The organism is Fuerstiella sp. (assembly GCA_022447225.1).
In the GTDB taxonomy this organism is placed as follows: domain Bacteria; phylum Planctomycetota; class Planctomycetia; order Planctomycetales; family Planctomycetaceae; genus S139-18.
This window is the reverse complement of record JAKVAZ010000009.1, coordinates 178,134-201,312: the sequence shown is the minus strand read 5'-3', so window position 1 is coordinate 201,312 and position 23,179 is coordinate 178,134. Positions and strand designations below refer to the sequence as shown.

At 53.5% G+C, this 23,179-nt stretch carries 13 protein-coding genes; 8 read left to right on the top strand and 5 right to left on the bottom strand.

Features of this window, described 5'->3' with window-relative positions:
• Positions 1-14 precede the first annotated feature (14 nt).
• The 5 genes from MK110_11545 to MK110_11525 all read left to right on the top strand — a co-directional run bounded on the left by MK110_11545 (position 15) and on the right by MK110_11525 (position 8,467).
• Entirely contained in the window at positions 15-272 is a 258-nt protein-coding gene (locus MK110_11545; GenBank protein MCH2211928.1) for a MoaD/ThiS family protein, read from the top strand.
• A 246-nt stretch (positions 273-518) separates the two neighbouring features.
• Positions 519-3,647 (top strand): DUF1553 domain-containing protein, encoded by a 3,129-nt coding sequence (locus MK110_11540; protein MCH2211927.1) that lies wholly within the window; start codon positions 519-521, stop codon positions 3,645-3,647.
• Positions 3,648-3,776: 129 nt separating this feature from the next.
• Positions 3,777-5,216: a DUF1501 domain-containing protein gene (locus MK110_11535; GenBank protein ID MCH2211926.1), complete on the top strand. Its 1,440-nt coding sequence runs from the start codon at positions 3,777-3,779 to the stop codon at positions 5,214-5,216.
• 819 nt (positions 5,217-6,035) lie between these two features.
• Positions 6,036-7,349 (top strand): FAD:protein FMN transferase, encoded by a 1,314-nt coding sequence (locus MK110_11530; GenBank protein ID MCH2211925.1) that lies wholly within the window; start codon positions 6,036-6,038, stop codon positions 7,347-7,349.
• A gap of 158 nt (positions 7,350-7,507) precedes the next feature.
• Positions 7,508-8,467, top strand: a complete 960-nt coding sequence (locus MK110_11525; protein ID MCH2211924.1) for a DUF1080 domain-containing protein — start codon at positions 7,508-7,510, stop codon at positions 8,465-8,467.
• A 107-nt stretch (positions 8,468-8,574) separates the two neighbouring features.
• On the opposite strand, the gene MK110_11520 is transcribed toward MK110_11525, so the two are convergent.
• The gene (locus MK110_11520) at positions 8,575-8,988 is read right to left on the bottom strand and encodes an STAS domain-containing protein (GenBank protein ID MCH2211923.1); all 414 of its coding nucleotides are present in this window, start codon (positions 8,986-8,988) and stop codon (positions 8,575-8,577) included.
• A 237-nt stretch (positions 8,989-9,225) separates the two neighbouring features.
• Between MK110_11520 and nagB the strand changes: the two genes are divergently transcribed.
• Positions 9,226-11,151: a glucosamine-6-phosphate deaminase gene (gene nagB, locus MK110_11515; GenBank protein ID MCH2211922.1), complete on the top strand. Its 1,926-nt coding sequence runs from the start codon at positions 9,226-9,228 to the stop codon at positions 11,149-11,151.
• Positions 11,152-11,390: 239 nt separating this feature from the next.
• On the top strand, positions 11,391-13,784 hold the full coding sequence (locus MK110_11510) for a DNA topoisomerase 4 subunit A (protein MCH2211921.1): 2,394 nt from the start codon (positions 11,391-11,393) through the stop codon (positions 13,782-13,784).
• 303 nt (positions 13,785-14,087) lie between these two features.
• On the opposite strand, the gene MK110_11505 is transcribed toward MK110_11510, so the two are convergent.
• Positions 14,088-14,738, bottom strand: coding sequence for a YrhK family protein (locus MK110_11505; protein MCH2211920.1), 651 nt, complete (start codon positions 14,736-14,738; stop codon positions 14,088-14,090).
• 758 nt (positions 14,739-15,496) lie between these two features.
• Here MK110_11505 and MK110_11500 point away from each other — a divergent pair.
• Entirely contained in the window at positions 15,497-17,398 is a 1,902-nt protein-coding gene (locus MK110_11500) for a TolC family protein (protein ID MCH2211919.1), read from the top strand.
• 130 nt (positions 17,399-17,528) lie between these two features.
• Here MK110_11500 and MK110_11495 read toward each other — a convergent pair whose 3' ends face one another.
• The 3 genes from MK110_11495 to MK110_11485 all read right to left on the bottom strand — a co-directional run bounded on the left by MK110_11495 (position 17,529) and on the right by MK110_11485 (position 23,153).
• On the bottom strand, positions 17,529-18,860 hold the full coding sequence (locus MK110_11495) for an efflux RND transporter periplasmic adaptor subunit (protein MCH2211918.1): 1,332 nt from the start codon (positions 18,858-18,860) through the stop codon (positions 17,529-17,531).
• 149 nt (positions 18,861-19,009) lie between these two features.
• Positions 19,010-22,417: an efflux RND transporter permease subunit gene (locus MK110_11490; protein ID MCH2211917.1), complete on the bottom strand. Its 3,408-nt coding sequence runs from the start codon at positions 22,415-22,417 to the stop codon at positions 19,010-19,012.
• A gap of 148 nt (positions 22,418-22,565) precedes the next feature.
• On the bottom strand, positions 22,566-23,153 hold the full coding sequence (locus MK110_11485) for a hypothetical protein (GenBank protein MCH2211916.1): 588 nt from the start codon (positions 23,151-23,153) through the stop codon (positions 22,566-22,568).
• Between the last annotated feature and the right edge of the window lie 26 nt (positions 23,154-23,179).

The following is a 23,179-nucleotide window of genomic DNA, read 5'->3' as shown; positions in this document are numbered from 1 at the left end:
GCGTGGAATCGTCCATGGCCATCGTATTCATCCCGCCACAGATTCAGAAACTAACCGGAGTGTCTCAGGTTGAAGTTCCGGGCAGCAACGTCCGCGAAGTGGTCGAGCAGATGGAACAACGGTTTCCGGGCATTGCCCGGCGACTGTGTGACGACGGTCAGTTGTGTCCTGGATTGCAGTTGTCTGTGGATCAGGTGATGACGCGCATGCTCTCTACCAAAGTCGAACCAACAACTGAAGTACATTTTCTGCCGGCCATCGGTGGTGGTTGAGTGTCGAAGTGTTGAACGGTTCTGTTTTATGTCGAATCGGCTGGTGTATCAGGTTGCTGTTTCTGTCATCCTCTGCCGGTTTTGGTACTCAGCGGACAGGCAGGGTCTCACCCGGTTCTCGACATGTCATATCTGCACAGGTACTATGAACCGTATCAGTTCCGCTTTAGCTGTGGATCGAAACCACCCGTCTAATAACAACCGCTATATCTGAATTCAGGACACGAGGTCCGGGACGAACACCCTATGAGGTCTACTCCTTGCGCAGCAGCCAAACGGTCGATGCCCTGGCCGGCAACAGGACTGAGGCGGACCTTTTGTGTGATCGTCGGTGCGTTATCTCTTCAGGCAGGCCTGCGGGCCGATGATCTCCCCCCGGACTTTCGAACTCAGATTGCTCCGATTTTTCAGAAACACTGCGTACGTTGTCATTCGCCTGGTAATACCAAAGGCGACATTTCACTGGCAACGATCGATGATCTTGTCGCGTACGAACATGTGATTTCCGGTGATCCGAACGCCAGTCATCTGATCGAACTGCTGAGCGGAGTCGACGGTGAACGTCCTGCCATGCCAAAGGGGGCCGATCCACTTTCCGGGGAACAGATTGCTGCTTTGCGACACTGGATCGAAACAGGAGCAGACTGGCCCGATGATGTCATTATCACGGATACGTCAAAAGCAGATGCAGACTGGTGGTCCTTGCAGCCACTGAACCCTTACATAGGCACTTCTAAAAAGAAGGTGTCTTCTGCAACGGTGTCGGATGATTCCGCCAGCCAAATGATTGACGATTTCGTGGCAGTGAAACTGGCGGAACACAATCTGTCACTGAGTCCTCCCGCCGACCGCCGGACGTTGATTCGTCGTGCAACTTATGACCTGACCGGACTGCCACCGACACCGGAAGAAGTCGCTGCATTTGTCAGCGACCCCGATCCATCGGCTTACGCGCGGCTCATCGATCGACTGCTGCAGTCTCCGCATTATGGTGAACGGTGGGGACGTCACTGGCTGGATGTTGTGCGTTTCGGAGAAAGTGTCGGCTACGAAACAAATATAATCATCAACAATCTGTGGCCGTTTCGCGATTACGTGATCCGGTCTCTCAACGAGGACAGGCCGTTCGACCGATTCATTCGTGAGCATATCGCGGGTGATGTTTTCGGCCAGAATGATCCTTCGGTTGCGATAGGATCTGCTTTTCTTGTGGCGGGTCCATACGACCGTGTTGGCAATCAGGATCCCGTACAGGCGGCTCAGATTCGTGCGAACACGCTTGATGAAATCATTCGTGCGACGGGTGAAGCTTTTTTGGGAATGACTCTCGGTTGTGCACGATGCCATGATCACAAGTTCGATCCGATAACTCAGCAGGACTATTACGGACTGTACGCTACGTTTTCCGGTGTCCGCCACGGATCTGCTGAACTGGCGACTTCGGAAGCGCGTGCCGTACGTGCGGCGGCACTCAATCCGCTCAACTCTGCCAGGTCAAAGCTGCAGCAGGAACTGTCAGATCTGAGATCAGCCATCCTGATACGAGCAAAAGAACATCTGGCCGACCATGCCACAGGCTGGATTCGTCCTCCGGTTGACCGCACCGGAACGGAGGATCGTTTTGAACCCGTGCAGGCTAAATTTGTGCGACTGGTTTGTGAATCTCAGGACCTTGCCCCGGGGAATACGACCGCTTTTCGTATCGACGAATTTGAAGTCTGGTCGAGTCCGGGGATGCAAAATCAAACACATGAGCCTCGAAACGTGGCACTGGCTGCCAGCGGTGGAAAGGCCACCGGCAGGGCTCGTCAAATTGAGGACTTTCCGAACGCCTACGGGGCGCACCACACGATTGACGGAAAGACAGGCGCTCGCTTCATATCAGCCGGCAGTGACCTGACCATCGAGCTGGCTCAGCCGACGCTGATTGATCGCGTGCAGTTTTCCAGTGCCAAAGGTGAACTGACTCCTGACCAGACACTGTTTGTTTTTGTCGCTGAGTACCGGATCGAGGTCTCAGAGGACGGAAAGAACTGGCGTGAAGTTGCCAGCGGAAGGGACCGTCGACCGGTTCAGGGACAGGACCATCTGGATCATCGACTGCTTCAACTGGAAACCGGCACTGGGGAGCAGGCCGAACTGTTGCGACTGGAGAAAGAACTCTCCGCGGTGAATCAGCAGATTTCAAAAATACCGGCATTGCCTTCAGTGTGGATCGGAAATCGTAACTCGGCGGACGCACAGGGACCGTTTCATGTATTTCGGGGGGGCAGCCCGCAGCAGCCAGGTGAGGTGGCTGTTCCTGCGAGCCTGGGCGTCCTGGGAAACAGGACACCTGGCCAGCAACCGGTGAACTCTGCCGTCGTTCGTCAGAGTCAATCTCAGGACCAGTCTTCTCAGGGCAGTTCTGCACTGAGTGAGTCACAAGGATTTGCCTACCGTCTGAATGCTGACGCCCCTGAAGCCGAACGCCGACAGGCACTGGCTGACTGGATTGTGCATCCAGAAAACCCGCTCACACTGCGAGTCCTGGCCAATCGAGTGTGGCATTACCACTTTGGCACGGGAATCGTGAATACTCCCAGTGACTTTGGATTTATGGGAGGAAGCCCCACTCATCCGGAGCTGCTGGATTTTCTGGCTCTTGAACTTAAGAAGAACAACTGGCGACTTAAAAAACTGCATCGTATGATCATGATGTCACGAACCTGGAGGCAGTCATCGCTGTCCCGTGCCGGTCCGACACGGATCGATGGTGACTCTCGACTGCTGTGGCGTTTTCCCCCTCGGCGACTTTCCGCCGAAGAAATGCGTGACACGATCCTTTTTGTTGCCGGAAAAATTGAGTGCAGTCACACGCCTCAGGGTGGTCGGGGAACTAAAGAAAATTCGCAATCGGTCCATGCTGTAGACTGCAATGTTCCCGACGGTGGTCCTGGGTTTCGGCTGTATCGGTATCTGAGGGACAATGTTTCCACGTACGTTCCGCTCGATAAGCATGGGCCGGACACGTATCGAAGAGCTGTTTACCATCAGAACGCACGCGCGTCAGTTGTCGACCTGATGACCGACTTCGACCAGCCTGACTGCACGTTTTCTGCTCCCACACGAGTCACGACCACAACACCGCTTCAGGCTTTGACGGTGCTTAACCACAGCTTCACGCTCGATATGGCTCGTGCTCTGGCGGATCGTCTGCATCGAGATGCCGGTGACGATCATCGAGCACAGGTTCGTCGTGCGTATGAACTTTGTTACGCAAGACAACCGACCGATGATGAAATCAGAGCATGTCTGGAACTGGCAGATGAATATGGATTCCCCGCATTGTGTCGCGTGTTGCTGAATACCAGTGAATTGATCTATGTGCAGTAACCGTACTGGACCGGGGCTCCCGGACAATGGCTGAAGAAAAAACAATATTTTGCGCGGCCGAATCTGTGGAAGTTGTTGAGTCAGACGTCTCACGACATCAGCGACCCCAGGTGAGGAATCTTAAACGTTATGAACCACTACAGCCTCACTGATCACACACGGCGTTGTTTACTGGGCAACGTTTCCACCGGACTGGGCGGAGTTGGTCTGATCCAGTTGCTGGCTCGCGACGCGAGAGGCGACCAAACGACGGATCAGTCGCAGCCACGCAGAACGCAGCACGCAGCCAAAGCGAAACGGGTCCTGCAAATTTTCTGCCCCGGTGCGGCGTCGCCTATGGATTTGTGGGAGTACAAACCGTCGCTGGAAAAATATCACGGTCAGCCACTGCCGGGCGAAGAGGAATTTTTCTCTTTTCAGGGTAAAAACGGCAACCTGATGCAAAGTCCGTGGCCGTTCTTACGGTCAGGTGAATGCGGCAAGCACATCACATCCATGCTGCCACATATGTCACGGCATGTGGATGACATTGCTTTTCTGCATGCCATGCACAGTGAGACCAATACACACGGGCCGGGATGTGTTTTCATGAATACCGGTCATCCGACTGAAGGTTTTCCCAGTGCCGGTGCCTGGCTCAGTTATGGACTGGGCAGCGAAAACGAAAATCTGCCGACATACGTGGCGATTTCCGATATTCGGGGTGAACCACCAAACGGTAAGGCGAACTGGTCAAACGGTTTTCTTCCGGCCCGGCACCAGGCGACGATGATGAGTGACCAAAAACCGATTCGGAACCTGGCCCGCCCGCAAGGAGTGTCGGAAGCTGAGGAAGCCACGTCACGCCGTCTGCTTGCTCGTTTGAACCAGGACTTCGCTGCAGCTAATCCGGCGGAGAGTGATCTGCAGGCTCGTGTTTCGGCCTACGAACTGGCGGCAAGAATGCAAGTTTCCACTCCGGAAGTCTCGGACCTGACCCGTGAATCCGAATTGGTTCACAGTACGTACGGCACCGCGGATGAAAATCCACTCAAAGCCGCTTATGCCCGGAACTGTCTGCTGGCCCGAAGGCTCCTGGAACGTGGGGTTCGGTGCGTGAATCTTTATTGCTCCTCCCGGGCTTCCGGTGTTGACGGGCTGCTGAACTGGGATGCTCACAAGACACTCAGGGCCGACTACGAACGGCACTGTCCAATATTTGATCAGCCCACTGCGGCCCTACTGACCGATTTGAAGGAATCCGGCCTGCTGGACGATACGCTGGTTCTGTGGGCAACCGAATTTGGACGGATGCCGACGCACCAGGCCGGCACGACTGGACGCGATCACAATCCCGACGGGTTCACCTGCTGGATGATGGGAGCAGGCGTCAGGGGAGGGATGAGTTACGGGGCAACGGATGAGTTCGGACGCCGCGCACAGGTCAATCCGACAACGGTATGGGATTATTACGCGACGGTACTGCACCTGTGCGGCTTCGACCATGAACAACTCACCTGGTATTACAACGGACTCGATCGGCGTCTTACCGATGTTCACGGCAATGTGATTAACGAGATTTTGTCGTAAATTCGGGGACACATGTTTCCGACAGGATCAGCGACGCACTGTTCGGGAACCGGTCATGTTGCTGCGTTCTCTCTGTTTGACGTTTGTCGCCTGTTCCCTTGCTTCGCTGCTTTGGTCTGCAGAGTAACGTCCTGTTGTGTGCCGGCTTTCGACTGGTTTTGCGGAATTTAATCGGTGACCGGCAAACTACCTGCCGGATTTACAGGTCTCTTTTCCGGCGGGATGCAGAAAGTCCTCGTTTCAGGTGCGGTGAATGTTTGCCGAAGCATCGAAACACTTTGCGCAGCTGGTGTTTATGCTTCCGGTGTGATTCCCTGAGAACCTGGAAACACGCCGCATTTCCGATCAGGTATGCTCTGAAGTTCGGGAGGTTTACCAGACGCTGTCGCTCGTTGTTTGAGTCGGTCATTCTGTCCATAATCTCATTCCGACGCCCGGACTTGTATGAGTGTTTGGACATGACTGACGTATGCAGCCTGTACCATAACCGGTTTAAGTTAGCGCGTCGGTTTCCTCAGAGAATTCCAAAACACTGCTGCATTGACCGCGTATCAGACCTGGGATCACTATTTCTGCAACACCGGTGCCGACACTGTTTGCGAGCTGTATTCTTTAATTTGGTGTCTGGCAATGAGAATAACAGCAATTCTTCTACTTCAGACCTTGCCTGAACCACATGGCAATCCGAATATGGCACAGCTAAAAGGTAAGACGAAACCGACCGGAAATATGGCCGGTACCCGAGTGTGAAAGATCTTCTGTCTTTCCTGTTTGGACAATTGTTATTTACTGAGCCCGATCCTGGTTCATCTGTTTGTTATGCGTTTTCTGAGACTCACTGCGCTTTATTCTCAAATGATCGTTTTCGTCATTATTCTGACGGGACGAAGTTCGTTGTATGCAGACCGGCTTCGTGTAGACGGCGAAACAATGGGGACAGGATTTTTCGTCACCATCGATACGCCGCAGGACGGCGAGACCAGGTCAGGTGTACTGGCAGAAATCACGGCGAAGCTCAGCGAGATCAACCTGCAAATGTCGACATGGGATTCGGAGTCCGAAATTTCCGAATTTAACCGTTTCCAATCAATCGACTGGTTTCCGGTTTCATCTGAATTTGCTTCGGTCGTTTACGAAGCAAAGCGGATTCACGAACTGACCGGAGGGGCATTTGACCCGACGGTGTCACCGTTGATTGACTTGTGGGGATTCGGCACACCGGACCGTTCCGGTGTGCCCGACCAGGCTGAGATCGATGACGCGCTGCGGACCGTTGGCATGCAGCATATAGAAGTACGTTTGCAGCCTGCTGCTTTGCGAAAACTCAGGACCGATGTCCAGCTGAACCTTTCAGCCATTGCCAAGGGATACGCGGTTGACGCGATCGCCGAAATGCTGTCGCGATCCGGCCGACCCTCTTTCATTGTAGACATTGGAGGGGAAACCCGGGCAGGAACGGTTAAGGCGTCGGGAGAAGCGTGGCGGATTGGTGTGGAATCTCCCGGCTCGGGATTCAGCAGAAACGTAAGTCCGACGCGAATCGTTCCGGTGACGATGACCTCTATTGCAACCTCCGGCGATTATCGAAATTTCTTCGATGTGAACGGCACCAGATATTCGCATACGATTAATCCGATGACCGGTTGTCCTGTGGTGGATCCTCCGGCGTCGGTGTCTGTGATTCACGATTCCTGTATGACGGCTGACGCACTGGCAACCGCCATGATGGTGCTTGGAGTTCAGCGAGGGATTGCGCTGGCCAACAAAGAGGGCTATTCCGTATTGTTCCAGACAGTCGGATCCCACGGCAGCGTCATTCAGCAGGGAACCGGCATCTTAGCCACGACTAACACAGATTCAGTCCTTTCGGCAGACGAAGAGAATGCATCGGATTTGTGGGTAGTATTTGTGGCCGCCGGTGTACTGTTTTGCGTTGCGGTGGGTGGGATGGGGATTGGTGTGTTGATCAGCAATCGACAGATACGTGGCAGCTGTGGAGGTCTGTCATCAATTCCTGGCAACGATGGCGTGTCAAACTGCGAATTATGTTCCATTCCACGTGATCAGTGCGCCAACGAACAGCTTCGTCAGCAGCAACAGGCGTTCGGGCAAAGTGAGCCGCCGGCTGTCTGAATGATCTGCGGAATCATGCAGTCGGAGTCAATAACTCCGCCGACTTTGAATCGCCTGGTCGGGAACGGGTGGGGTTTCCATATCAGGAACCACGTCTGACAGTTATAAACCGCAGCCATTCGAATGTTCAGAGCTTTTTATACGGTTTGAGATCTCAAATGAAACAAATCCTCACATTCACGTTTGTTGTGCTCGCACTGTTGTCATCTGCGGCGGTTGCCGAAGACAGTAATCGTATCATTCTTGACCCGGACAGGGTCACTCCGGACTATCACATTCAGGGGGAGTATTCCGGTGAACTGGACGGCGTGAAGCACGGGATGCAGGTGATCGCCCAGGGCGATAATCAGTTCAAATCCGTTCTTTATCCTGGTGGTCTGCCAGGAGACGGATACATAGGGTCCGGTCGTGTGTTTGCCGAAGGTGCAGCAGAAGGCGGTGTGACGAAGTTTTCGTCTGATGCCGGATACGTTCTGATTCATGACGGTGCTGCAAAAATTTTCGTGAACGACAGTCCGCAGGGTGAACTGAAACGGGTTGAGCGTATGAGTCGGTCACTTGGACAGCAGCCGCTGGAGGGCGCCATCGTGTTGTTCGATGGATCCTCTGCCGGAAATTTCGTCAATGGCACGATCATGCTGGAGGATCTGTTGCTGGCTGAGTGCGAATCAAAACAAAAGTTTGGCGATCACCGCCTGCACCTGGAATTCCGCATTCCGTACCAGCCGTACGATCGTGGTCAGTCGCGGGGCAATAGTGGTGTTTATATGCAGGGACGCTACGAACTGCAGGTGCTGGATTCTTTTGGGTTGGAAGGCGAGAACAACGAATGTGGTGGTGTTTATTCGATCGCAAAACCCAAGGTGAATGCCTGCTTTCCTCCACTTACCTGGCAGACTTACGATATCGACTTTAATGCTGCCCGCTGGGATAACGGTGTGAAGGTCGAAAACGCGCGAGTCACAATTCGTCACAATGGAATTCTGATTCATGATGACCTTGAGCTGAAGACAGGGACACCTGGTAAATATCCGGAAGAGGAGGGCCCCGGCAGTCTCTACCTTCAGGGACACGGCAATCAGGTCATGTATCGCAACATATGGGTGGTTGAGAAGTAAATCCTGACCGGGGCTGTCTCTGTGTTCGACCGGTCAGTGCTTCAGACTGCTGCTTTCGGTCCATACCTGCGACAGATCCGCTGTCTGAGCCAACGATGGTCTCGCCATCAGACATTAGGTTCCTCGTCGGATTCCTGCGTCGATTCAATCCATTCAACCGCGTTTGCACGTGTCGGCATTTGTCTCCACAAAAAACCCGTTTTTGGATTTTCAAGCAGCATGAGTTGTTTGAGGATATGGCGAACGTTGTCACTCATGTGGCACAGCACAGTGGAACCTCCGTTGTCACCCGATCTTTTTGCAAGTCGCAACATCATTCCAACGAAGGTGGATCCGAAGTGATCCAGATGAGACAGATCAAAGATGATGTTTCGCAGCGAGCCGCTCATGAGTTGCCGGTACGCTTCATTATAGGCATCGCGAAGTTCGTGGTCACGAAAAGACGTGACGTCGCGTTTCGGAGTGACAATGAGAATGTCTCCGATCGTTTCGTAGTCAAAAACTGTAGCTTTGCCTGCCATTATGACCCTTTCCGCTCGATTTCGGCGGTGAATGATATAGTGAAAATTAGTGTTCTGCCGGGCATGCCACAAGCAATGTTTAGAGTGACCGGAGCAACGGGACCCGAAACACAGATGGCTTCTGCAGATTCATTGAACTTCCGATAACAAACGAAGTGGTCGTCCTGGCTGGTAAAGAACCGATTCATTACGATCTGTGGCTGGTAACTTTTGTAATGATTTTCGGGTAATCAGGTCATGAATGCGATTTCCGGTGAACGGATTTCCTCTGAAATTTTTTCCAGAGCGTCGCTGATTTCGGTGCATGTTGCAGAAGTGATCAGGGAGCTGATCCTTGAGCGTGCTGCTGAGGACCGTACGTGTGTTCTCGGACTTGCCACCGGTTCCACTCCCACGGGGGTGTACGCTGAACTTGTCCGCATGCATCGCGAAGAGGGACTGTCCTTTGCGAATGTGATCACGTTCAACCTGGATGAATATTATCCTATGCAGCCTGAGGAGCTGCAGAGCTACGTTCGCTTCATGAACGAACATTTGTTCGACCACATTGATATTCCGGATGCGAATGTCCACATACCGGATGGCGCGACACCTGTTGCGGACATCTCCCGATATTGCCGCGACTACGAGCGGAAAATTGTTGAGGCTGGCGGGATCGACCTGCAGCTTCTGGGAATTGGGCGAACCGGTCACATCGGATTCAACGAGCCGGGATCGGACCACCATTCACGGACACGTCTGATCACGCTGGACAGTGTGACACGTACAGACGCCGCCAGCGATTTCTTTGGTGCGGAAAATGTGCCCCGAAGAGCCATTACAATGGGCGTGGGAACCATTCTGTCTGCACGCAGAATCTTCATTCTGGCATTTGGAGAAAATAAAGCTGAAATCGTACATCGAACGATTGAAGGCGATCCCAGTCCGACGGTTCCTGCCACTTATCTGCAGAGGCACACTGATGCAGAGTTCCTGCTTGATCAGGCGGCGGCCGATGGTCTGACCCGGGTTCAGTATCCCTGGCGTGTTGGCGCTGTTGACTGGGATGAGCTAACGATTCGCCGCGCCGTGATCTGGCTGTCCCGACGAATGGGCAAAGCCATTCTCAAGCTCACCGATTCTGACTACAACGAAGAAGGTCTGCAGGATCTGCTGGCTATTTACGGGTCAGCATATGAAATCAATCTGAATGTCTTCCGACATCTCCAGGGAACTCTCATTGGGTGGCCCGGCGGGAAACCGGATCATGCCAAACTTCCCGGCGATCGGCCGGGCAATCGTGATCACATCTTTCCCAAACGAATCCTTTGCTTTTCACCTCACCCGGACGACGACGTTATTTCGATGGGAGGGACGCTTAGTCGTCTGGTGGATCAGGGCCACGAAGTTCACGTCGCCTACCAGACTTCGGGTAATATCGCTGTCTTCGACGAGGACGCTATTCGATTTGCTGAATTTGCTGCCGAATTGTGTTCGGAATTCCACATTAGTACCACCGAGGTGACTGACCTGGAATCACAAGTCGAGTTGTTTCTTCGCCAAAAAAAACCCAGCCAGGTGGATATTCCCGAGATTCAAAATCTCAAGACGATCATTCGCCGCGGCGAAGCCCGCTCAGCTGCGCGGATGTGCGGCCTGTCAAATGACAGCCTGCATTTTCTGGATTTGCCGTTTTACGAAACCGGTCGGGTACGCAAAAAGCCGCTGACGGAGGCTGACGTTAATATCATCACGGAACTTCTTCGCAGAATTCGACCGCACCAGATCTATGCTGCCGGTGACCTGTCGGATCCTCACGGTACTCACCGCACCTGTCTGAAAGCCATTATTCTGGCCTGTGATAAATGTCGTGACGACGACTGGTATTCAACGAGTGACGTATGGTTGTATCGCGGGGCATGGCAGGAATGGGCAATACATCAGATAGAAATGGCCGTCCCTCTGAGTCCCAGGGAAGTCGAGCGCAAACGTCAGGCTATTTTTAAGCACGAGTCTCAAAAAGACCGTGCGTTGTTTCCCGGATTTGACAAGCGGGAATTCTGGCAGCGGGCTGAATCCCGTAATGCCCGGACAGCTGAAGATTACGACGCCCTGGGACTGGCGGAGTACGAAGCGATTGAGGGCTTCGTGCGCTGGGACGGGGAGTGGGGGCTGGACAACTGATTGAGAGAACTCAGTGGTTTCTGCAGGGCAGAACCTGTCACGGAACATCCCGAAGTGGATTCTGACGACCCCTGTGGCAGGTTTGATCAAGCCGCAATTCAATTCGTGTGTTGTCTCATGCTGTTTGCAATCACGAATGGTTTTGCAGTGGCTGATTATTCTATAAAATTTGATTGTCGCCAGGCACTGTTTCAGGCGTTTGGAGTGATGTATCAGGTGATCTGATTAAGGAGTGAAACTTGGCTCGCAGGAAGTCATCGAGCAAGCAGATCGGCGAATCAGGACTGTTCGCCAACGATTTGTCGGATGTGGGCGACGTGCAGTTCGTTCCGATCAGCGGAGAGACTCGCCGTCGGTATCTCAACTATGCCCTGTCCGTAATTACATCGCGTGCGCTGCCGGATGTTCGAGATGGTATGAAACCGGTTCAGCGACGGATTTTGTACGTGATGTACCACGGGCTGCGCCTGCTTGCCAACGGGAAAACTCGTAAGTGTGCCAAGATCTGCGGGGACACCACCGGTTCGTATCATCCTCACAGTGGTGATGCGGTGTACGACGCTCTGGTGAGAATGGGGCAGGACTTCACCCTGAGGTACCCGCTTGTGTCGGGCCAGGGAAATTTTGGTTCCGTTGTCGGTCTGAGGCAGGCTGCCGACCGTTATACGGAGGCAAAGTTGTCTGCTTTGTCCGAGCAACTGATGAACGAGTTGCGTTTTAACACGGTTGATATGCGTCCGACCTATGACGCGGCCACAGAAGAACCGTCGGTGCTGCCGGCTCGGTTTCCGGCGTTACTTGTGAACGGAACACAGGGTATTGCTGTTGGGATGGCTACCAGCATGCCGCCTCACAATCTGCACGAAGTTACGAAGGCCTGCGTGCACCTGATCAATCATCCGAATGCCACGGTAGCCCGGTTAATGAAGTACATTAAGGGGCCCGATTTCCCGCTTGGCGGACGTATCATCACCGAGCGAGCCGAGCTTCGAAAGGCCTATGAAACCGGCCGTGGATCAATCAGGCTGCGCGGCGAATGGCGATTCGATAAACAGGGCCGTCGCCAGCTGTCTGACCGCCTTGTGATTTATTCAATGCCCTTCGGAGTCACCAGTGGCGGATTACTGTCGGAAATCGGGGAACTTATTCAGTCACGCAGGATTCCTCAGCTGCTTGAAGCGAACGATGAAACCAACGAAGAGAATGGTCTGCGGATTGTGCTGGAACTCAAATCACGAGCCGATCCGGAAGCCGTGATGGCCTATCTGTATCGTCATACGGCGCTCGAACAGAACTTCAGTTACAACGCAACCGCACTTGTTCCTGATGCCCACGGGGCCACCATTCCCCGCGTCCTGAGTCTCAAAGACTTATTACAGCATTTTCTTGATTTCCGGATGGTCACTGTTCGCCGGCGTCTGGAGTATCAGCTCGAACAGCTGCGACGTCGCATTCATATACTGGAAGGTTTCGAGATCATCTTCGATGCCCTGGACGCCGTCTTGAAGATGATTCGGGCCAGCAGGGGCAAAAAGGACGCTGCTGAAAAGCTGGTGCAGAGATTTCCGCTGGATGCGGTTCAGACGGATGCCATTCTGGAACTGGCCCTGTACAAGATCTCTCAGCTGGAAATTGATCTGATTTTGGAGGAACTTCAGCAGAAACGTACCGAAGCGCGTCGAATCGAACGGCTGCTTAAGTCTTCACAGCGGATGTGGAAACTGATTGAAACAGAACTTCAGGACGTGGCCAGTCAGTTTGGAGATCGTCGCAAAAGTAATTTTGGATCTTCAGATGAGATCACCCGGTTCGACCCTCAGGCATACATCGTGCGTGAGAATACGAACGTGGTTGTTACGCGAGAAGGCTGGATTAAGCGAGTCAACCAGTTGGCCAGTATTGAACGGACACGAGTGCGTGAAGGGGATTCGGTACTGGCGGTTGTGCCGGGCAGCACGCTGGATAACGTTGTGATGTTCAGTTCGGACGGTGTCGCATTTACGCTGCCAATCGACCAGATTCCGGTGTCATCGGGTTACGGGGAACCGGTAGCAAAACATGTGAAACTGAACGATGGATCGTCAATCATTGCGGCTTTGACGACAGACTCCCGATTTGTAGAGGCCGTCGAAGATGACTCAGAGGAATGGGGGCCGCTGCTGCTGGTGGCAACGAGGCAGGGACAGGTTCTGAGTATTCCGTTGCACGGCTTTCGTACACCGTCCACCAGAGCCGGACGGAAATTCTGTCGACTGCGCCAGCGAGACGAAGTTGTCGACTGTCAACTGATTACGGATGCGGAAACATGCATGATGGCCAGCGCATCTGCCAGAGTCGTGCATTTTTCACTTGACGATATCCCTTTACTCACGAATGCAGGAAAAGGAGTGCGCGGGATCAGGGTGGATGACAGGGATCACGTGCTGGGGATTGTCCAGCTGGCACGTCCCAGCGATTGTTTGCGGGTAAAGAATTCCAGTGGACGGGTCGTGTCGTTTGGACAGCAGAAATATCAGGTTGCATCTCGCGGAGGTCGAGGCGTTCAGACAAGTAAACGTATTGGGTTTGTTGAAGTGCTGCGTCCGGAAATTGAACTGGTTGACTGGTCGTTTATAGAAGAGCAGGAAGAATAGCCGCTGTGGGGCTTAAAATAACGATCATCACTGGGCTGAAAACGTGATCATGATGTTTCTTCAACGTCTTCGTGAGGCACCGGGATCCGGTTGCAACCAAATTGGCAGGAGGCGATCGCAGAGGTCGTGGGATGTTGGTGATGTCGTGATCATGGACATCGGGTGACTTTTACCACCCGTGCGAACCATTGTTCTGTTACAGGTTGTTCGCTGTGAGCTGTGGATGGGAACCCTCTGAACAGGAAACCTGTCAGGTTAAGCGACGACCATCCGGGGCAGTGCATGTGCTTTGATTCTGAACGGTCAGGGCGACATCTGATCGGAACCCATCCGGAGCAGGGTCAGTACAGACACGATCAGGAAGCACAGGGCGCCCAGGGCAATGGTGATCAAAGCAAGTCTGGTTACGGACTCTGAAACCTGCCACGGAAGGTCAACGGAACAGAGGGCGGAGATCATGAAGGCGATGCATCCAAGCAGATTGATCCAGGCACCACAGCTGTCGAGATCAGAAATCGCAAAGCGAAACGTTGTTTCCTGCAGGAGATAGCAGGCCGAAACCAGGAAAAGAACGGAACCAATAACATTTGGCGTCCAGATATACAGATCACCCTCAATCCACGAGAAGTCCGTCAGTGTTGCGTCGAAAGTGTTGATGTTAAAAAAGAGTGCGCCAATCCATTGGGTCAGAGCTGCCGGATAGCCGACATTTTGGGGACGCCAGGCAAAGAACCGCGAAATCTGTCCCTTTTGGTTTGTGGCGTGTCGAAGCTGCAGATAGCCGGCAACGGTAAAGATGATGGATCCGGTGAAGAACACCCAATTCAGACGGACGTGATTTGCCGAGGGAAGCAGAAACGCGGCGGCAGCTCCGCCAAAACAGACGGACCCGATGATGAAGAGCACCGACATCCAGGAGACAATATTCCTGGATGTTTTATGGTGAAATGACATTTGCAATCAGGCACCGACACTTCCTGTTCAATGATTCAGCAGACCCGGACACAGGTCTTGTTTGATTTGCCCGGTTGTTTCACAAAACAAAAAAAGGATAGACGCAATTCCGTAAAATCACCAATCTCCGCCCGGTGCACGTCTGTGAAGCCGGTTGGTCCGGAAACAAAAGACGAAAACAGGTTCCGGTTGCTTTCCAGGTGTCCCTTCAGGAGATCTTCGCGACTTGCTTTTTTTGCAGATACTTATGGCAGTCTGACGCTTTCGTTTACGTGGACCAGGAACCTTTGGCTCTGATTTGAGTGCCGCACCATCGTCGCGACTGACGGTCGGAATGACGTGTCCCGGGTTTTGGCCCTGTGAGCTGACTGACTGCAGGAAAAGTCGCTGTAACCGGCGCAGACTGCACAGACGGGATTTGTGCAGATAGAGTACCCGAAATGTCCTGCAACGAATCACACGGAATGGGAGTCGCCGTGCGGATGTCAGGCTTGTCTGGACTTGCATTTCAGCACCTATCTGGAACAGCCGGTACAACCGGGAAAATCATGATCGTCGATTTTACCCGGTGAACCGTTGTATTTCTGACGCGTAACCGGAGTCTGTGGATAAACCGGAGCAGTCGGAACATTCCTGCAAACGGTGGCAACTGGATTCGCCGATCTGACACGCAGGACCTTGTTCTCTGTTCTTCTGAGATCTTTCCTCATCATTGTTTCAGCCGACGAGTGTCGGGCGCTGAATCACCGGGCCATGCAATGTCGAATCGATACTGCCAATTTTCGATTGCGATGACGCTGCTGTCCGGGCTGGCTGGTTGTCAGAGTTCGGACAGTACGAGTGGTGTCAGAAGTCTGTCACGATTCCAACCGGTCATGTCGGTGCGGCAGGGAAAAGATGTGGACGGTGGACTGACCGCGAGTGAACGCATTCGAACCGATTGGCACGCTCAAAATTTTGCCTCTCTGCGGCACGCAGCTGCAAAACCCAGCGAGACGACATCGGACACCGATACCTCGCCTGCAGAAATGCAGATCTCCGGCGAAACTAAATCTGCAGCAGCAGAACACACCGCAGATCGTCTCGACCAGAGATCGATTCACTCTGAACAGTCATCGGAAGCAGTCGCCGAAAACCGGACTGAGCATGTTCACAGGGCGACTGTTAACTCGGAGCATGGAAACACGGGTATCAGCGGAACCGATATGCTCCCCGGCTTTCCGTACGCCACGGACCGAGATGAGAAACACAAGGCGTTATCTGTTTTGCCGGTGTCAACTGAATCGGTATCTGTCGATTCTGATGAACCGGCAGTCGAAGAAGCCCTGGTCTCCAGATCGGATGCCTTTCCTGTTGATCTGCCCACTGTTTTACGACTGGCCGGGGGACACAACTGGGCTGTTCAGCTGGCCTGGGAACGGATTAATCAGGCCGAAGCCAATGTAGATGCCGCTGACGTGTTGTGGGTTCCGTCTTTGAATCTGGGGATTGGGGCGACCCGACATGAAGGACGGATTCAGGCCATAAACGGGCAAATTGTTGATGTCAGTCGGAACTCATTATTTGTGGGCGGAGGAGCCAAAGTTGCTAATGCTCCGATGGCCGGCGGAGCCGGTGGTCCGGCTCGACTTTTCGTTGATCTGCCGATTGCAGATGTGTTATTTCAGCCACTGGTGGCCCGACAACTGTCCCGTGCTGCCAGACACCGTCATACTGTGGAATTCAACAACGCTCAACTGGACGCGGCCATCGCTTATTTTGACCTCGTTGCAGCTCAGGGTGAAGTTGCGGCGACGGACCTGAATCTTCACGAGGCTGAGAATCTGCTATCGATCACAGAGGCTTTTGTAACGGCGGGCAGAGCTTCAGCCGCCGAAGTCTCACGTGTGAAAGTCATCGTGGCAAACCGTCAGCAGTCCCAGGTGAATGCAAAACTGAAACTGAAGATTGCTTCCAGCGAACTGATTCGCATCGTCCGACTGGATCCGGCACTCCTCTCTGCAGATGCGTTGCTTTACAGTGCTGATGACCATCTGCTGGCAATCGATCTGATTTCAGAATCCTGTGACCTGGAATCATTAATTGCGCAGGGACAGCGGTGTCGTCCGGAAGTTGCGGAACACTATGCTCTGGCTCAGGCTGAAGGTGCCGGTGCGAAGTCTCAGAAGTTGCGACCGTTTATTCCACATGTCAATCTGGGTATGTCAGCCGGTGGCTTTGACGGAGGACCTGGCAGCAACCGCAGCGGGCTGGGCGTTCGCTCTGACTTTGATGCGATTCTGGTTTGGCAGGTTCGTAACTTTGGGTTTGGCGAGCGGGCAGCACGACGTGAAAGCGACAGTCGCTACCGTCAGTCAGTGCTCAGAGCACACCAGGTCCAGGACCAGATCGCAGCAGACGTGCGGAATGCCTGGCATCGGGTTGATGCCGGTCGACAGAGAACTGACCTGGCACGGCGCAACGTGGAGGACGCATCCCGGGTCCTGCAGATGAATCTGGACCGAATCCGAGGTCTTGAAGGGTTACCTCTGGAAGCCATTCAGGCACTCAACGGAGTTAGCAGCACGCGACTGAATTTGCTGCGCGCCATTGTGGACTACAACAAAGCACAGACGTCTCTACTGCGTGCTATTGGCCGACCGGTGTCGCAGAGTCTATAGGCCGAAAGCCACAGGCTGACAGAAAACCAGACACAAGCGGATGATGTGTCTGAGTTAAGGTGGCGACAACATACTGTGCGCAGTTTCCGGCCTTGTGTGATCGGCCGATGAAGATTCAGATATGCAAACGCTATCGTTTGGCGACTGATTTCATGACCCGGTCACCAATGCTCAGGCCACTGCTGATACCCACAGTGACGGCGTCATTGAAGGCAATTTTGACATTCCGCCGGATCGGAGTGCCGTCTTTCATCAGGGTTACGTAATTATTGCCGTCAGGATCTCTGGCGACAGCAGATGCCGGAACCACCGGCAGCAGAGAATCGCCTGTCCAGTCTCTGCGGATAATGGTGAGTGAACCGTAAAGTCCGGGTTTGAGTTCCACGGTTTTGCCGCTTAGGTCATCGACTGCCGGATTGTCGAGGTGAACTTCGATCGGCATGGTCCTGGTTTTCGCATCCAGCGCGCCGGCCACACGAGTGACCTGACCGCGAAACGCTGTTCCCTGAAGGCCACCGATGGAATCGAACAGCACGGTTTGACCAAGTTCGATGAGTTCAATTTTATTGTTGGGAACAGCAACAACGATGCGGACTCTGCTGACCTGCGTCAGCTGAAACACAAGCATGGCGGCGGAATTGTTTTCGGCAGGTTTCACGTAACTTCCCAGATCGATCATTCGCCTGGTAATCACGCCGTCATAAGGCGCTGTGATGACCGTGTAGTTCATCATCGTCTTCAGACGATTCACTGACGATTCACTGACAGCCACTCTTGCATCAGCGCTTTTCCGGTCCGCCTGCGTTTTTCGAACGGTTGCCTGAACCGCCTGAGTTTTAGCATTCGCAGCCCGAATGTCTGCTTTGACACTGTTTAGCCGGGCCTTCGCAACTGCAACTTCAAACGTTGCTTCGTCGATAGCGTCCTGGTCGATCGCACCGCTGCTGGCCAGGCCGATCAGACGGTTCAGTTTCTTTTCGTTGAGTTTCAGCATGGCCGTTTTTTCAGCAGTCTGTGAACGCACCTGCTCCAGTTGCGCCCTGCTCTGAATGACGGCAGCTTCAGCTTCCAGGATTGCTGCATCGGCCTGGGCTACCTCGCTTTTTGCCTGAGTGACCATCGCTTTTTTTTCTACGAGCAGATTTTTCATTTCAGGGATATCCAGAACGGCCAGAATTTCACCTTGTTTTACACGAGACCCAATATCCACGTCCTGTCCGTTGAGGCTGCCAATTGACTTCACGAACCCGCCAAGTTTGGCTCTGATATCTGTGACCTGAAATCCATGGACCGTTGCCCCCTGAAGTTTCACGGTTTCGCGGTATTCTTGCCCTTCCACGGTCACCAGATGTGGCTGAGCAAACGCCTGGTGGGCCGCTGTAGTGAAAGTCACGAATAAAGCGGCGAGGACAATGTCCTGGAGCCGTCCAGTGGTCAGTGAGTGCTTACGTCGGAAATTCATTAGATGTTCCAGTACGCGCTGCCGTGGTGGTTCAACCGGGGCAACTGTAAAATGATCCAGGTATGGCAGCATGTTTGTCGGTTTCGTGTGTCACGAAACAGTTGAGTCAGACCAGTCGTATAGGATCGTTCCTCGCCTTCCATGTGTTTTCAGGCCCATGCCTTGACGTCATCTTCATTGAGTCGGGGTTGTCGTTTTAAAATCACATACAGACACGGTACCACAAATTTTGGCAGCAGAGTGGCTGCAATGACAGCACCCACAATAGTGCGTGCCAGAGGTTCATCGGCTTCACCTCCGGCAAATCCAATTGCCATGGGTAACAGTGCCAGAATGGTGGTGACTGATGTCATCAGGATCGGCCGAAAACGTACCACAGCCGCATCAACGATCGCCTGGTGAACCGTTGCTCCGCTCGTGAGCCGATGGTTGGCAAAGTCCAGCAGCACAATCGTATATTCCACCACGATTCCAATCATCATGATGATGCCCATAAACGACTGGATGTTCAGTCGGGTTTGCCAGAACGTCAGAACGAATGCGACGCCTACAAATCCCAGTGGAACGGTAACCATCACGATGAGAGGATCAAGAAAAGACCGGAACTGGGCCACCATGACCAGGTAAACCAGCAGAGCTGCCAGAATCAGTCCCAGTGCAAAGTCGACAAATGAATCCCTCATCGACCGAATCTCACCCTGAAGCTCGACTGTGAATCCCGTAAAACCGTCTCCGCCGACTTTATACCGAGTCGGGGTGTTCAAACCCGCGGCCGTGAGTACGTTCTGGAACCAGATTGGATACTGAGCCGCTGCTGCTCTTGAGTCAGCGGTCGCCTGAAGCTGCAATGGATGATCGGGACTGGTCACCTTCTCTTCAATGTTTCGGACGACCGTTCCCAGGTCGAAACCGGGTAACACGTTGGCGTAAACGTCAGTCACTCGCGTGATATTACGATGATTGATGACGGATGGCCCCGTGACATTTGTGATGATTTCCGCAACTTCCTCCAGGAACACGATTGGAGTGTCAGCACCACCACCTTTGACCGGAATCCTGCGCAGTGTGTCCAGGGAATTGATCTGTTCCTCATAATACTGAGTACCCAGAAAATAGTGATTGCCGTTTCTGGGGTCGATCCAGAAAGCCGGATCGAAATTGATGGAGCTGTTCGTGGAACTCACCAGGCACTTCATGACTTCTTCCGGTGAGACACCTCGATCGAGCGCTTTAACGCGATCAATTTCGACACGAATCATCGGATAATCGATACGTTGGGCGACACGGACGTCAATGGCGCCTGGTACGGCAGTAATGGTTTCGATCAGGTGGTCCGCGATCTGATGAGCTGTCTCCAGCGTGTAACCGGTGACCTGAAAATGGATCGGAGACGGTTCTCCCATATTCAGAGCGGCTGTCAGAATTCCACCGGTGTCAAAGGCGAACTCGACATCGGGAAACAGATCGTTCAGTTTTGTTCTGAGGCGACTGACATTCCGGAAGACGTCGGGGCCTCCCCTGTCCAGCTGAACAAGAATGAAGGAATCCATCGCGCCGGTATTGGGTGTGTAAGCAGCCGGCCAGTCCAGCAGCACTCCGATATTTGCAATCAGCATACTGCAGTGTGAGTCGGCTTTTGCGGCCTGAACTTCTTCGTCTGTCAGAATACGATCTTCACCAGCGGCGTATTTATTCTTTGTAGACGGATAGACTGCATCCGGGGTCGGGTTATCCGGAGCCGGATCACCGAGTTCGTCAACGATGACGTTTTCGATCTGTTTGACAAGATCTCGTGATCGTTCCAGTTTGGTGCCCGAAGGTGCCCGCACATAGACTGTAAACTGCCCTGAATCGACCGGGGGAAACAGTTCGCGACCGGTGTTCCGTACCAGTATGAGGGAAAGTGCGAACAGCAGTGCAGCGACGCCCAGGACCAGCCACGGGACTTTGAGCGACCGCAGCAGCAGCACTCGGTATCCCTGAACCAGCCAGCCTCTGGCCTGATCGGCTGATTCCACAATGTCGGGTTTTGTGTGGCTGCCCGTTCGCATGAGCCTGGCGGCGGCGACCGGGACGAAGAAAACAGCAATGAGGAACGATGCCACCACGGCAAACAGGACAGCAATCGCCAGGGGGGTGAACAGGAAACGGGCCAGACCGGACAAAAAGATCACAGGAAAAAAGACGACCATGAAAGTCACCGTCGAAACAAACAGCGGCACGATGACTTCCTGAGTGCCGTCAAGTGCCGCACGCAGGTGCCCTTTGTCCATTTTCATGTGGCGTTCGACATTGTCCAGGACAACAATCGCCTGATCGATCAGGATCCCGACAGCCAGTGCCAGACCACCCAGAGTCATGGCATTGATCGTATTACCGGTGAAGTACAGACCAATCAGTGATGTCAGAATCGAGACCGGGATCGCCAGCACAATCACCAAAGTAGCGCGGAAATTACGCAAAAACAGGAATACGATTCCGCCGGCAAACAAAGCACCCAGTAACGCAGCGATCCACAGGGCATCGACGCTCTCCCGCACTTTAACCGACTGATCCATCACAACTTCCAGATTCAGATTCACCATCTTGGGATCATCGGAACCATCCGGACGCTGACGTTCCTCCTTCAGACGAAGTGTGATTTCTTCAAGCTTGTCGTGAATGCGGTCCACAATTTCGATCGTATTGGATCCAGGTTGCCGATAGACCGGAACATAGACCAGTGGCCGTCCGTTGACACGTACGATATTCGACTGAATCTGCCTGGTGTCCCTCACTTCACCGATGTCTTTGAAGAGGACCGGCTGACCTCCAGGACCAATCCTGACGGGTGCTTCATTGAGCTTTGCGACCTTGTCGGGAATTGCGTTTGTGTAGATATAGAATTCGCTGTCGCCGATTTTGGCGCTTCCGGCCGGGATCAGTACATTCTGGCGTCGCAGGGCAGCGTGGACTTCCATGATCGACAGATTGTGAGCCACCAGCTTATCGGGATCGACATAGGCGAGAATGCGCCTCAAGGTACCTCCGTTCACAGCCGGTGCGATAACACCGGAAATAGACTGCAGATTGTTGCGCAGGTTTTTGTAAGCCACGTCGTACAGTTCGGCGTCGGTCATGTCCGGATTGGAGACTGACACCAGACAAAGCGGCACACTGGCCGTGGGATCGAACGGCATCACCATAGGAGGAATCGTGCCCGGAGGCAGATAAAACATGTCGCTCATAGCGTACATGCTGACCTGGCTGAGCGCTTCGGCCTGACTGACTTCCGGATGGAAGAAGTCTTTGACCACGCACACGCCCTGCATGGCTTTCGCCTCCTGGTGTTCGATTCCAGAAGACTGTCCGGTCCACCTCTGCAGGCGGCTCATGATGTCCTGCTCCATGACTTCCGGCGGCATGCCCGGGTAGAAGCAGACGATCTGTGCGGCTGAGGTTTTGAAGGTTGGTAAAAGGTCAGCCGGGATCTTCAGCACACTGATCCCGCCAATGACAGCAACCATCAACACGATAACGATGACGAGGTAGGGATTCTTGAGCGCCGCGCGGATCATAGATCGGGGTTTTTCAGCTGGGCAAATGCCACGAGTCAAAAAAGTACGGACCCGGCAAAAGTACGTCTGTAGTTTCGCACAATGGTCCGTTGCGGACAATGCCGGCACGATCAGACAGGACGGGACGAAATGGCCGCGTTAATGTATGTCAGTGTGCCATGGTTGCAGCTCCGGCAACGGTAAATACCGCTAGGATGGCGATCCATGCGATACCAAGTCCGTGCCAGAACCAGCTGCAGAATGTGACTCCCAGCGAGTACTCGTGGTCATAGCGATCTGTCACGGCCTGCAGTGCGATATACACCAGAAAGAGAAGTGCGATGACAACATGAATGGCGTGCAGCAGGATAAAGGCAAACGCGGCATGTCTGACCGCGGTGGCGAAATCGTCAGTATGCAGGGCAATCAGAGAATGCAGTCCGTACGTCTGGACACTCACAAATGCGGTTCCGATGGCCAGTGCCCAGGCCAGACACTGACGAAATTCGGGTTGTCGTTCCCTTTTGACGAACCCCGTTGCCCGGATCAGCTGGATACTACCGCCCGCTAACAGTGCGGTGCTGCCGACAAACGATACAACCAATGCAAACCGATTCCAGGCCGGATCCGGTTCGGCAATCAGCGTTGCCAGCCAGGCAGAGCCGGCGGCGGCGGTGAGAACAGCAAACGCAAGCAGGAAGAAAGCAACAGCGAACGTTCCTGGCTTTTGTAGGTGTCGGATAACGTCCGGTTGCATTTCACTGGCATTCAAATGACAGAACT